This window comes from Paenibacillus diazotrophicus (assembly GCF_042610465.1).
The window spans coordinates 296,326-308,807 of the sequence record NZ_JBGJZN010000002.1 but is presented as its reverse complement, the minus strand read 5'-3'; the positions used below and the strand labels follow the sequence as shown (position 1 = coordinate 308,807).

The following is a 12,482-nucleotide window of genomic DNA, read 5'->3' as shown; positions in this document are numbered from 1 at the left end:
TCATAACAAAGGGGATTACCAAAACATGAAGCTCGTACCCGGTTTTCTTGCAGTTCTGGCCTTATCCGGTGCCATCACCGTATCTGCAGCAGCGGCGGCAGACCAACCTATCACCGTAACCATCGATCAGCAAAAGCTGAATCTAAGCACCAGTGCACCAGTCAAAGACCATGATGCCATCCTCGTTCCCATGCGCCCTATTTTTGCGAAGCTGGGACTCACCCTGGTATGGGATGCTAAGACAAGCACGATTACTGCCTCAAAAGAGGGCCTGACGATCATTCTGCAGCTTGGCAGCAAAAAAGCAAGTGTGAACGGAACGGTGAAGCAACTTACTACTGCACCCAAAATGATCAACAATGTCACCTATATCCCTCTCCGTTTCGTAGGCGAAGCGACAGGCAACAGTGTCACCTGGAACGCCAAAGCAAATACCGTAGAAATCAAAAGCAATCAGAGCAGTGCCGTGACAAAGGGAATCTCGGAGCTTTTTGATAAATACGTCAGCTATTCCAACAAAAATGATTTTGAGGGATTCCTGAGTCTGATTGATCCGAAGTCGGCACTTGCCGCAGCCGCCCCTGCACTCAAGGAGCAGATGATAGCAACGAATACAACAACAGCGATTGTCTCAATGGACATTATCGATGTTCAGGCGAAGGAAGCGACAGTGGACGTAGTGGAAACAGCCGTTAGAAACAGCGGAGCCTTTACACCTGACAGCACCTCAGAGTACATTTATTCACTTTCCAAAAATACTGGCAGTTCCGACTGGCTGATCAACAATGTGCAGATTAAGGCGATCCAATATTCCCTGCCTGACGGAATCCTAGAAGCCAAAACATCTGCTCCCGCTGCTGATGAAGATCAGATAAAAGCTGTGCTGCAGGCCAATACAGATTACTCCAACAAAGAAGATCTCAGCGGATTAATGTCTACAATAGACGAATCCTCTCCAGCCTATGAAGAGAGCGAACAGACCTATAAACAGCTTTTCGCCGCTTATGACTTGGAGTCTGCTGTAGAGTCTTCCAAAATCATTTATTACAATAATAACGAGGCCGCCATCTATGCTGTTCTAACCTCCAAAAAGCTGAAGGGTCCGCAGTTCACCGACTTCCGGGCTGAAACCGTGACAACCCTCAAGAAATCAGCAGATGGCAAATGGAAGCTGGTTGAGACTTACAATCTCAAGATGGAGCCGCTGACCAAGTAGACTAATTTAATATTTCCTGATATAAAAAACGCAGCAGACTCCTCCTGCCGGGAGCATCTGCTGCGTTTTTTTCTTCATAACCTCTCACAGAAACCGTTGCCGGATCTCCGGCGTCGGCACCAGGCACTGCTCGTCCCTGCCGAACCAGCGGTAACGGTTCCTGGCTACCAATCTGTACAGGGCATTGCGCAGCGGCCGGGGGACAGCAATGAGCAGATAAGCAGCCGGCCATGGAAAACGCAGTCTCCGGGCAATCCGCAGCACAGCAGCCGATTCCGTATAGAAGATCCCATCCTCCAGCAGGACTACTGTGTTCAACTGCCCCGGCACAAGACCGCTGTCTTGCATCAACTCACGAGAAATTTCGCTCTGTAAAGGGGCAAACAGAAACCTGCCCTTGGGATCGCGCGGAATAATAAAGCGGACTACACCCTGACACAGATGGCAGACCCCGTCGATCAGCACAATAGACTTGTCTTCCATGGCAGCAGCTTGCTCTTTCTCCATGTTGCTCCCTCCTTCTCTCAGGAAAGTATACACTATGCGATATCCTGAAAAAAACAAAAACGCGGGATAAGCTCCCGCGCCGTCATAATCCGTCCGTTTAAGTTATTCTGCGATTGCCTTGTCGATCCATTCGTCCCCGATCATTTGCCCTTCGAAATCAGCTGTGAAAGCCTCCATGCATTTACAGATGAAGTCTTTGCGGCATACCGGACATGGTGTCTTAAGCAGGCGGCTGATGTTCGTCATTTTCCATTCCGGAAACCGATTGTAGAACGCGCGGCACTCCGTTCCATCAGCAAGCTTGATAATGAACTCGTACAATCCTTCCTTATCGTTGCTGCTGGCTTTGGTCACATTCGTAATATTCGGTCTGTAAGACATCTTCATCACCCATTATTTAAATTTTTGGTAGTTAAATAGTACACGCGACATTAACAGATACTTAGACATATTAAAGAATTTTAGGGTTGATGTCAACCAAAGCTGACTCACTGGACTGGCATTTATACGTTTGCCTGATTTTACCGACTCCATTTAGACATTATTTCCAGATAACCACTTGGATATCCCATGATATATAGAGTCAGCGTCAAAAAACCGGACATCCCTGTCCGGTTCATATTAGATACACACGATATCCAGTTAATGTTGCAATTCCGCCTCTTACAATGGTTACAACACGTTAAGTTCAACCTCAATATTGCCGCGGGTTGCTTTGGAATAAGGGCAGAATGCATGCGCCTTCTCGGCCAGGTCTTCGGCCTTTTCACGTTCAATGCCGGGCATGCTCACATCCAATCTTACCGCCAGTTTGAAGCCTCCATCGCTCTCATCCTTGCCGATCAGCACATTGGAAGTCACAACTACATCCTGAAGCTTCACACCCTCTTTACGGGCAATATTCGCCAGCGCACTTTCATAACACGCCCCATAGCCAGCAGCGAACAACTGCTCCGGATTGGTACCCATGCCCCCTGGTCCACCCAGTTCCTTCGGCATTTTCAGATCATGCTTGAGTGCACCATCCGAGGATTCTACTGAACCCTCACGTCCGCCCCGTACTGTAGCTGAAGCAGTGTATAAAGCCTTCATTTTTAATGCTGTCATCGTCCAATCGCTCCTTTTCAAGCCGATTTTTTACGTATGCATACTGTTAACTTAAACAACGGACACCATTTGAAACGAATATATATTATTGTCACCTCCATTCGGCTTGCTTCTTTCAATAAATAGTGTACAATTGAATTGTGATAAATCATTTTCGGGAGGAATTATCCATGAGTATTTATGAGTTTGAAGCGAACACCCTGCGAGGCCAGGAAGAATCCCTATCCAAGTACAAAGGCAAAGTGCTCCTCGTCGTCAATACAGCCAGTAAGTGCGGACTTACTCCCCAGTATAAAGGTCTCCAGGAAATGTACGATAAATTCAAAGACCGCGGGTTTGAAGTGCTTGGCTTCCCGAGCAATCAGTTCAACGAGCAGGAGCCGGGCGGAAGCGAAGATATCGCAGAGTTCTGCGAGATCAATTATGGTGTAACCTTCCCAATGTATGAAAAGATTGACGTCAAAGGCGACAAAGCTCATCCGTTGTTCAAATACCTCACCAAGGAAGCACCAGGCATACTGGGCTCGAAGAGCATCAAATGGAATTTCACCAAGTTCCTGGTTGACCAAGAGGGCCGGGTACTCAAGCGGTTCGCACCGCAGACTACGCCAGATCAGATTGAAGCGGATATCGCCAAGCTGCTTGGAAATTAATCACCTCATAAACGAAAGAGACTCTTCATTCAGGACGGAATGCCTGTGAGAAAAAGTCTCTTTTTTTATGCGGACTATGTACTTTTCTTTAAATAAGAGCTAGTGGTGTAATGCCCAATATAATACAAAAAAGCCCTTCTCACGAAGGGCTTTGCTGCATTATGCAATGTTATGCGGTAGAGAGGACTCGAACCTCCACGGGTATACACCCACTACCCCCTCAAGATAGCGTGTCTGCCATTCCACCACTACCGCGCGGTGAATAAAACGGTAAAGCATTGTTTGAGGCCAACATTCAATATTATAAATCGATTATTACGAAAAGTAAAGGTACCGTTATTAGGAATTTTCTCCCATTTCCTTTTGCTTGCGATATTGGGTGAAGGCGATATATTCCTTAATGAAGTTCTGCTCTTCAGGCAACAGATCATTACTTTGGCAATTCAATTGCCGCATTTGTCCAAAAAAATACTCCTCCGAACCTTCACGCACCATTTCTGGTGATTTATTGCCTAAGATCAGCCAATCCAGACTCACATGAAAAAAAGCCCCAATCTCGATGAGCTTATGCGTCCCGGGTGTTGACTTCCCTCTTTTCCAATCCCCCATATTCCCAGTACTAATATTCAACTGTTCACAGAATGATTTCTTGGTGATCCCCTTCTGCTTAATCAAGTATTCAATTCGGTCGTAGATGGACTGCATATGCCAACCGCCTTCCACTATATTTGGACACACTTATTTGCGTAATTAATATTGTAAAATGACGTAAAAAAGTATATAATTAACTATTATTATTTCTTCTCCCATTATATCATACGGCTGGATAGTCGATAAGAGGTGAGATCCTTTTGAACAGTAAACGTCCCATAACCCCATACGGCTGGGCAATCAAACAGCGCCTGACAGAGCTGCACCTGGACCAGAAAAAGTTCTGCGAGATCTATGACATTCCGCCTTATCGCCTGTCCAACCTGATCCACGGCTCCCGCAGAGCTGAACGCTACCGGCGTCAGATTTCGGAGCTTTTGGGCTTGCCTCCATCTTAGCTGTTTCCTTCCGTTTGACTAACCTGTTCCTATACAAAAAAACCGCTCCTCATCAGATGTAATACCTGATTCAGGAGCGGTCTATTGTGACTGTATGCGGTAGAGAGGACTCGAACCTCCACGGGTATACACCCACTACCCCCTCAAGATAGCGTGTCTGCCATTCCACCACTACCGCATATGGTGACTCGTATGGGATTCGAACCCATGTTACCTCCGTGAAAGGGAGGTGTCTTAACCCCTTGACCAACGAGCCATGATTGATAACTTATGTGTTTGTCACAACAAAAATGAGTATATCAAACAGAACGGATTTTGACAAGAAGTTTTTTTGCATCCAATAGCGGGGACCTGCATCCGTCTGCAATCCATCCTCCCCGCTATTTTCAAATCCCATCCCAAAGATATCCGTTCGAGCATCTGCACTTAGATTCGTCCTCCGGCAGTAGCCAGCACCTCTATGCCATTAGCGGCTTCATAGCCTAGACTTTGCGCTACGGCCTGATTGGTCACATACCCGGCGGCCACGTTAATCCCTCTGGCTAAGGCAGCATTGTTCAACGCAGCAACATGAATGCCCAGATTAGCAATCTGCAAGGCATAGGGAATGGTCACATTGGTAAGTGCCAGCGTTGAGGTTCGGGCAACAGCCCCCGGCATATTAGCCACAGCATAATGAACAACCCCGTGCTTCACATAGGTCGGATGCTCATGAGTTGTGATCCGGTCAATCGTCTCTATCGAGCCGCCCTGATCGACCGCCACATCCACAATGACTGAACCTTCCGCCATTTGCTGCACCATATACTCTTTTACCAGCTTGGGTGCCCGGGCACCCGGAATCAGTACTGCGCCAATCAGCAGATCCGCTTTGCGGACAGCTTGTTCAATATGATAAGAATCCGACATGATAGTAACCAGACGCCCGCCAAAAATATCATCAAGAGCCCGGAGCCGGTTCGCATTCACATCCAGTACGGTAACTCTTGCTCCCAACCCAAGTGCAACCTTGGCTGCATTCGTACCGACGATGCCCCCACCAACAATCACCACTTCGCCCGGTATAACACCGGGAACTCCACCAAGCAGCACACCTTTGCCGCCATGCGGTTTCTCCAGTAGCCCTGCTCCAATCTGAACCGCCATCCGTCCCGCTACTTCACTCATAGGAATGAGCAGCGGCAAAGAGCCATCCTCCAGCTGAATCGTCTCATACCCGACCGCTGTTATCCCGCTCTCCACTAGGGCTGCGGTCAATCCGGCTTCGGGAGCCAGATGCAGATAAGTGAACAAGATCAAACCCTTGCGGAAATAACCGTACTCTTCCGGCAGCGGCTCTTTCACTTTTATAATCATATCTGCCTTGCTCCACACTTCAGCCGCGGACTCCACGATTCTTGCACCCTTATTCAGATACTCACTATCATCAAAACCACTGCCCGAACCCGCCCACTGTTCAACGAACACTTCATGACCTGCTCTGCGGAGAGCCTCTACTCCAGCCGGAGTGATTGCAACACGATTCTCGTTGTTCTTGACTTCTTTGGGTACGCCAACAATCATTTTTATCGCCTCCTTGGATGTGATCAAGAGTATAAGCCTACACTTTATAGGATGCGAAAAGAAAGGCCCAAATGGAGCCTTTCTTTTCAAGAGATATTGTTTATTTTATCATATGCGCAAGCTCTGCTTAAGGATTAACCTTCGTTTCGAACGTTTGCTTGCCGTCAACGAATTTCAGCACAACCGCTGCTTTTACCGGGTCATGCGTTTCGTTCAGAGTGATTTTGCCGGTAGCCAGCTGCAAGTCTTTGGTTGCCGCCAAAGCATCTTTGATCTTGGCAGGGTCTGCTTCTCCGGCACGGGTGATGGCATCGGCAACCAGCTTCAACGCGTCATAACCCAGAGCCGCCATCCCGTCAGGCACTGCGCCGCCATTAGCCGCTTTGTAAGCATCCACGAAGCTGGTAACTTCAGTAGCTGTATCTTCCGGAGAGTAGTGATTGGACATGTAAGTGTCATTAAGAGCCTCTGCACCGGCGATTTCAGCCAGCTGTGGAGAATCCCAGCCGTCCCCGCCCAGGAATGGAGCAGTGATCCCCATCTCACGTGCCTGCTTCAGAATTTTACCGACTTCTTCATAGTAGCCTGGCAGATAGATCACATCCGGGTTAGCGGCTTTGATACGGGTCAGCACGGCTTTGAAGTCAGAATCCTTCTGTTGGTAAGACTCCTGGCTCAGCACTTCGCCGCCTTTGGCTTTGAAGGTTTCTTCGAAGAACTTCTGCAGACCTTTGGAATAGTCACTCGAAGTATCGGTGTAGATTACTGCAGTCTTGGCTTTCAGGGAATCCAGGGCAAAATTAGCCATAACCTGGCCTTGGAAAGGATCGATAAAGGCAGCGCGGAATACCCATTCGTTCACTTTGGTGGTACGTTCATCCACAGTAACTTTCGGATTGGTGGCGCCCACCGCTACGAGTGGAATTTCTTTTTCGGTTACCACCGGAACGATACCCAGTGTGTTAGTCGATGTGGAGGCACCAATAATGGTAACAACTTTATCGTTAGAAATCAGTTTTTGCGCAACCTGCGTGGCTTCCTCGGACTTCGAGGCATTATCAGCTACGATCAGTTCCAGCTTCTTGCCCAGGATCCCGCCCGCGTCGTTAATCTGCTGTACAGCCAGCTTCGCGCCTTTTGATGCGGAGTCGCCGAAAGAAGCCTGGCCGCCTGTGAGTTCAAGGTCAGCACCGATTTTGATGGTGTCCCCGCCAGCGTTGCCGCCGCTTGCAGAATTGCCGCTGTTCTCTGTGTTGTTGTTACCACAGCCCGATGCTAATACTGCTGTCAGTACTGCCGACAAAATAATGGCCCCAATTTTCTTCATAGTTTCTCCCAGCCTCCCGATAAATTGAATTTGTATATGATGGTTCTATGATGCTGCATAGTAGGGCCTGACAGACTTAGTGTCCGAGATAGGCCATTTTAATCTCTTCGGAATCCGCCAATTCCTTGGCGTCTCCTTCCAGCACCACTCTGCCCGTCTCCAGCACATAAGCGCGATGGGCAATTTTGAGGGCCTGATGAGCATTCTGCTCCACGAGCAGTACCGTTGTGCCGGCATCATTTACTTCTTTGACAATTTTAAAAATATCCTGAACCAGAAGCGGGGCAAGCCCCATGGACGGTTCATCCAGCAATAGCAGTTTGGGGTGTCCCATTAGGGCGCGGCCCATAGCAAGCATCTGCTGCTCGCCGCCGGATAAGGTTCCGGCCTGCTGCTTCTTGCGCTCCAGAAGTCTCGGGAAGGTGTTGTAGACTCTCTCGAAATCAGCCGCCAGGCTCGTGGGACTTTGGAGGTATGCGCCAAGCTCCAGATTCTCCTCTAACGACATATTGGCGAATACACGCCGTCCTTCGGGACAATGAATCAGCCCTTGCTTCACAATCGCCTGAACACTCTGGTTCGTAATGGATTTGTCCAGAAATTCAATAGCGCCTGTCTTTGGCTTAAGCAGGCCTGAAAGCGTCTTGAGCAGCGTCGACTTACCGGCGCCATTGGCACCAATCAATGTCACAATCTCTCCTTGTTTCACTTCAACGCTAAGATCTTTCAGAGCATGAATGGCTCCGTAATAAACATTGATTCCCTGTACTTTGAGCATACCCTTACGCCTCCTGTCCCAAATACGCTTCGATAACCCTCGGATTGCTCCGAATCTCCGCAGGCGTGCCATTCGCAATCAGGATACCGCGGTCAAGCACATAGATCCGGTCGCAGACGCCCATAACAAGAGACATATCATGTTCAATCAGGAGAATCGTTAGATCAAATTCCTTGCGGATCCAGGCAATGAGGTTCATCAGATCACGGGTCTCATTCGGGTTCATACCGGCAGCCGGTTCGTCCAGCAGCAGCAGCTTTGGCCCGGCAGCCAGAGCACGTGCAATTTCAAGACGCCGCTGGTTCCCGTAACTAAGATTACTGGCAACCTCACCGCTTTGCTCGGCCAGATTGAATATTTTCAGGATATCCATGGACTTCTGTGTGATCTCATCTTCTCCCTTGAAATGCTTCGGAAGCCGTAGCATCGAGGAGAACAGCGAGTGTCTGGCATGCTGATGAAAGGCAATTTTTACATTTTCCAGCACGGTCATGGATGTGAACAACCGGATGTTCTGAAAAGTGCGGGCTGCCCCTTTATGATTAATCTTATAGGGCTTCATGCCGCCGATGGATTCGTTGTTAAGGATGATGCTGCCAGTAGAGGGAGGGTATACTCCGGTCAGCAGGTTGAACAATGTTGTTTTACCTGCACCATTCGGGCCGATCAGTCCGATAAGCTCGCCTTTGTCAATATGGAGGGAAACTTCACTAAGGGCTTTAAGTCCGCCAAAAGAGCGGCTGGCCTCTTGAACATCAAGGAGCACTACTTTCGCTGATTGCGTCATTTGCCTTGGCCTCCTTTTTGCCGAAATTGCCCAGAGAGAATCTGGTTTTGCCAAGCAGACCGCTAGGACGGAAGATCATCATCAGGATCAAAACAATAGAATAGATAATCATCCGCCACTCCGGAAATTCTCGCAAGTAAGTATAGAGCAGAGTAACAAAGACCGCTCCGACGATAGAACCGGCCGTACTGCCAAGCCCCCCGAGAACAACCATAACGATGATTTCGAACGACTTCAGGAAGTTGAAGCTGCCTGGGGTTATTACATAGAACGTATGGGCTGACAAGCCGCCCGCCATACCGGCGAATAAAGCGCCAATGGTAAAAGCGACGATCTTGTAACGGGTCGTATTGATCCCCATCGCCTCAGCAGCAATTTCATTCTCACGGATAGCGATACAAGCCCGGCCGTGTGTAGATCGGATGAAGTTATTGATTACAACTACGGTGACCAAAGTGAACAGGAACAGCATGGTCCATGTGGTTTTGGCTGGGATGCCGCTTAGTCCTGACGCACCGCCAACATATTCCGTATTCAGCATAATGATCCGGATAATTTCACCAAACCCCAGAGTGGCAATCGCCAGATAATCACCATTCAGGCGAAGCGTCGGCATGCCGATCAATACACCGAACACCGCAGCGAGCAAACCTCCAGCAATGATCGCCGGAACAAACGGAACATTATAGTCAAGCGTCAGGATTGCTGATGTATAAGCACCTACCGACATAAACCCTGCATGCCCAATGGAAAATTGTCCGGTAATCCCGGTAATCAGATTGAGCGAGACCGCCAGCATGATGTTCACACCGATCAGAAGCAGCATAGACCTCGTCACATCACTGAATACTCCCGTTGTTAAAAGAACTTGAACAATTCCGTAGAAGGCCAGGGCAACAATAATTCCCACCCAGAAGTTTTTATTTAGCTTCTTCACGCTGATTCCCTCCTACACTTTCTCCCGGACATTCTTGCCAAACAGCCCGGATGGTTTAAAAATCAGGATCAGAATCAATACGGCAAAAGCCACACCATCACGCCAGGAGGAAAATCCGAGTGAGGAAATCTCCGTCTCCACCGTTCCGAGCAGCAATCCGCCAACCAGCGCTCCAGGAATACTTCCGATTCCTCCAAGTACTGCAGCAACAAAGGCCTTAAGCCCTGGCATCACACCCATCAGTGGATCGACGGAGTTATAAGTCATACCGAAAATCACGCCAGCTGCAGCTGCAAGCGCCGATCCGATGGCAAAGGTTGCCGAAATGGTACGGTCTACGTTGATCCCCATCAATCGCGCCGCCTCTACATCGAACGATACCGCACGCATGGCTTTGCCGGTCTTGGTATAACGGACAATATATTGCAGGATAAGCATAAGAATTATCGTTGTTAGCAGAATCATTACCTGATTGGATTCCACTTGGATCGAAGATCCGAAGAGCGTGTACTGTTTCTTCTCCATGATGTCCGGGAAGCCTTGGGCCTGAGGCCCGAGAATGAGCACTCCGGTATATTCGAGAAGAAACGATACCCCTATGGCAGTAATCAGCGCAGCAATGCGTGTGGATTTGCGCAGCGGTTTGTAGGCCAGGCGTTCAATCGATATGCCTAGCAGCGCACTAATCGTCATCGAAATGACCAGCGACAGGATCAGAACGACAATCGGAGGAAAACCTGCATCCGCCAAATATTTAGCACTGTACAGTCCGATAAACGACCCCACCATAAAGACATCCCCGTGAGCAAAATTGATCAGCTTGATAATACCGTATACCATGGTGTAACCAAGGGCGATCAGAGCGTAGATACTACCTACTGAAATCCCGTTAATTAATTGCTGAATGAAATACTCCATCGCCATCCCCTTTTCCGCGTATAATCTTACTCCCTTTCTCCAAGCTCACACGTTTTTTTCTTTTTGACCTCTTTGATGTTATTTATATTAACACAGGGTTATACCTCCGTCACTAATAAAAATGTAATGTAATAGAAAATTCAGATTTATATGTAAATTAACTTAACATAAGCAGTTATATTAAGGTTATATTTAGTGCCGAAATGAAATATTTCGAAGGAAAGCGAAGAAAATCAGAGGTTTTTGAAGCACGCAGCTTTGGGTAGCTTATTCCTTTTTCATTACAATACTTTGATTTTCCGAAAATAATATAACTTTTGTCTCTTTACAGCATCAATCCTTCAATTAACTAAAGGAGTAATGAGTTGTATTAACAGGTTCTTCATCGGAGGAGGGACGGGGATGGGTACAAAGTTACTCCGTCAGAAATCAACAGACAAAAAAAGAGCTTCCTGACGGAAGCTCTCTTACATGATATAGTTTATAAAGTTATGCAAGTGTATTCAGAACGGAGAGAGAGGGATTCGAACCCTCGCACCGCTTACGCAGTCTAACCCCTTAGCAGAGGGTCCCCTTATAGCCACTTGGGTATCTCTCCAAGAAAATGGCTCCCCGAACAGGACTCGAACCTGTGACAACTCGATTAACAGTCGAGTGCTCTACCAACTGAGCTATCAGGGAACATTCACATGAACAAGAAATAATTTATCATGATTTTGTGGTCTAGTCAAGCTTATCGCATAACTTTGATATCGTTTTCACGTGCCGGATCAGCACCACTCTCCATCTCCCGGAATCTTGACCCGGTCCAGCAGTCCCTCCTGCTCCAGCCGGGCTCTAAGATGTTCACGGGTAACCTTACAATGGTTGATGGCCTCCATATGCACAGCAATCACAGCTGCCTCAGGCACATAGTTGCACAGGTCCACAATATCTTGCTCATTCATCGTAATATGCCCTCCGTTCAGAAACTGCGCTCCTCCGCTATTTACGATGATAACTTCGGGTCTGTGCTCATCCAGGGCCTGCTTCACTTCATCGCACCAAATCGTGTCGCCTGCTATATACAAGACAGGTTCGCCTTCGGCGCGGAACACAAAACCGGACACCTTCCCCATAAGCTCTCCGATTTCTCCAGTGCCATGCCGGCCGTCGGTCCGCTTCAGGGTTGTGTTCTGGAAGTTTGAAATCTCATTGTCCCCAATCACGGATACATGCTCAAAACCCTGCCTCCTGAGCGTCTCTCCATCCCCATCCTGACATAGAACTGGAAGCTCATGCGGCAATAGAGACACTGCGGCTGTATCCCAATGATCCCGGTGCAAATGTGTGACTAGCACAGCATCAGGCGAAAGCCACTGCTGAACCGGCCCCGGCAAAGGTACTAAAGGGTTATTACGTGCGTTGGCAGTATTCGGAATAGGCGGATTCGCCTCTTGTTCACTAAACATGGGATCCACCAGAAACGAAGTACCGGCGTATTCCAACCAGAGGGCTGCGTTGCGGATAAGCTGAACTTTCATCAAAAAAACACCTCTTTCATCCATCCTGTCTTCTGCTACAATCTAAGTATAGACGCCTCTTCGGTCAGAATACATTGTGCGGCGAAAGAGATTGGGCAGTTCTGCTTTCACCCGGAA

14 protein-coding genes and 5 tRNA genes are annotated in these 12,482 nt (G+C 48.3%); 3 read left to right on the top strand and 16 right to left on the bottom strand.

The genetic code is table 11. The features are described from left to right. Positions 1 to 25: 25 nt before the first annotated feature. Positions 26 to 1,216 (top strand): copper amine oxidase N-terminal domain-containing protein, encoded by a 1,191-nt coding sequence (locus tag ACAN54_RS12730; protein WP_379154977.1) that lies wholly within the window; start codon positions 26 to 28, stop codon positions 1,214 to 1,216. An 84-nt stretch (positions 1,217 to 1,300) separates the two neighbouring features. On the opposite strand, the gene ACAN54_RS12725 is transcribed toward ACAN54_RS12730, so the two are convergent. The 3 genes from ACAN54_RS12725 to ACAN54_RS12715 form a co-directional block, all read right to left on the bottom strand. Further along, a complete protein-coding gene (locus ACAN54_RS12725) occupies positions 1,301 to 1,723 on the bottom strand; it encodes a thiol-disulfide oxidoreductase DCC family protein (protein ID WP_379154974.1) in 423 nt (140 codons plus the stop codon). A gap of 102 nt (positions 1,724 to 1,825) precedes the next feature. Continuing rightward, positions 1,826 to 2,104: a hypothetical protein gene (locus ACAN54_RS12720; protein WP_379154971.1), complete on the bottom strand. Its 279-nt coding sequence runs from the start codon at positions 2,102 to 2,104 to the stop codon at positions 1,826 to 1,828. Between the two features lie 291 nt (positions 2,105 to 2,395). Then, a complete protein-coding gene (locus tag ACAN54_RS12715; protein ID WP_379155872.1) occupies positions 2,396 to 2,815 on the bottom strand; it encodes an organic hydroperoxide resistance protein in 420 nt (139 codons plus the stop codon). 185 nt (positions 2,816 to 3,000) lie between these two features. Here ACAN54_RS12715 and ACAN54_RS12710 point away from each other — a divergent pair, with 185 nt between their 5' ends. Beyond that, positions 3,001 to 3,483, top strand: coding sequence for a glutathione peroxidase (locus ACAN54_RS12710; RefSeq protein WP_379154969.1), 483 nt, complete (start codon positions 3,001 to 3,003; stop codon positions 3,481 to 3,483). 172 nt (positions 3,484 to 3,655) lie between these two features. On the opposite strand, the gene ACAN54_RS12705 is transcribed toward ACAN54_RS12710, so the two are convergent. Beyond that, positions 3,656 to 3,738, bottom strand: a tRNA-Leu gene (locus ACAN54_RS12705). Between the two features lie 84 nt (positions 3,739 to 3,822). Next, positions 3,823 to 4,188 (bottom strand): helix-turn-helix domain-containing protein, encoded by a 366-nt coding sequence (locus ACAN54_RS12700; protein ID WP_379154966.1) that lies wholly within the window; start codon positions 4,186 to 4,188, stop codon positions 3,823 to 3,825. A gap of 146 nt (positions 4,189 to 4,334) precedes the next feature. Here ACAN54_RS12700 and ACAN54_RS12695 point away from each other — a divergent pair, with 146 nt between their 5' ends. Beyond that, positions 4,335 to 4,532 carry an XRE family transcriptional regulator gene (locus tag ACAN54_RS12695; protein ID WP_379154963.1) on the top strand — a complete coding sequence of 66 codons (198 nt, stop codon included), beginning with the start codon at positions 4,335 to 4,337 and terminating at the stop codon, positions 4,530 to 4,532. Between the two features lie 95 nt (positions 4,533 to 4,627). Here the strand turns inward: ACAN54_RS12695 and ACAN54_RS12690 are convergent. From ACAN54_RS12690 to ACAN54_RS12640, 11 genes are all read right to left on the bottom strand, one after another. Continuing rightward, a tRNA-Leu gene (locus ACAN54_RS12690) sits at positions 4,628 to 4,710 on the bottom strand. A 3-nt stretch (positions 4,711 to 4,713) separates the two neighbouring features. Next, a tRNA-Glu gene (locus tag ACAN54_RS12685) sits at positions 4,714 to 4,788 on the bottom strand. Between the two features lie 170 nt (positions 4,789 to 4,958). Next, positions 4,959 to 6,095 carry an alanine dehydrogenase gene (gene ald / locus ACAN54_RS12680; RefSeq protein WP_379154960.1) on the bottom strand — a complete coding sequence of 379 codons (1,137 nt, stop codon included), beginning with the start codon at positions 6,093 to 6,095 and terminating at the stop codon, positions 4,959 to 4,961. Between the two features lie 127 nt (positions 6,096 to 6,222). Beyond that, positions 6,223 to 7,422 carry an ABC transporter substrate-binding protein gene (locus ACAN54_RS12675; protein WP_379154957.1) on the bottom strand — a complete coding sequence of 400 codons (1,200 nt, stop codon included), beginning with the start codon at positions 7,420 to 7,422 and terminating at the stop codon, positions 6,223 to 6,225. A 76-nt stretch (positions 7,423 to 7,498) separates the two neighbouring features. Beyond that, positions 7,499 to 8,200: an ABC transporter ATP-binding protein gene (locus ACAN54_RS12670; RefSeq protein WP_379154954.1), complete on the bottom strand. Its 702-nt coding sequence runs from the start codon at positions 8,198 to 8,200 to the stop codon at positions 7,499 to 7,501. 4 nt (positions 8,201 to 8,204) lie between these two features. After that, positions 8,205 to 8,987 carry an ABC transporter ATP-binding protein gene (locus ACAN54_RS12665; protein ID WP_379154951.1) on the bottom strand — a complete coding sequence of 261 codons (783 nt, stop codon included), beginning with the start codon at positions 8,985 to 8,987 and terminating at the stop codon, positions 8,205 to 8,207. Beyond that, positions 8,956 to 9,924: a branched-chain amino acid ABC transporter permease gene (locus tag ACAN54_RS12660; RefSeq protein WP_379154948.1), complete on the bottom strand. Its 969-nt coding sequence runs from the start codon at positions 9,922 to 9,924 to the stop codon at positions 8,956 to 8,958. Before ACAN54_RS12660 ends, ACAN54_RS12665 begins: the two co-directional genes overlap by 32 nt. 12 nt (positions 9,925 to 9,936) lie before the next feature. Next, positions 9,937 to 10,842 (bottom strand): branched-chain amino acid ABC transporter permease, encoded by a 906-nt coding sequence (locus ACAN54_RS12655; protein WP_379154944.1) that lies wholly within the window; start codon positions 10,840 to 10,842, stop codon positions 9,937 to 9,939. A gap of 509 nt (positions 10,843 to 11,351) precedes the next feature. Further along, positions 11,352 to 11,440, bottom strand: a tRNA-Ser gene (locus ACAN54_RS12650). Positions 11,441 to 11,447: 7 nt separating this feature from the next. Beyond that, positions 11,448 to 11,523 (bottom strand) — tRNA-Asn (locus tag ACAN54_RS12645). An 89-nt stretch (positions 11,524 to 11,612) separates the two neighbouring features. Beyond that, positions 11,613 to 12,365 carry an MBL fold metallo-hydrolase gene (locus ACAN54_RS12640; protein WP_379154941.1) on the bottom strand — a complete coding sequence of 251 codons (753 nt, stop codon included), beginning with the start codon at positions 12,363 to 12,365 and terminating at the stop codon, positions 11,613 to 11,615. Between the last annotated feature and the right edge of the window lie 117 nt (positions 12,366 to 12,482).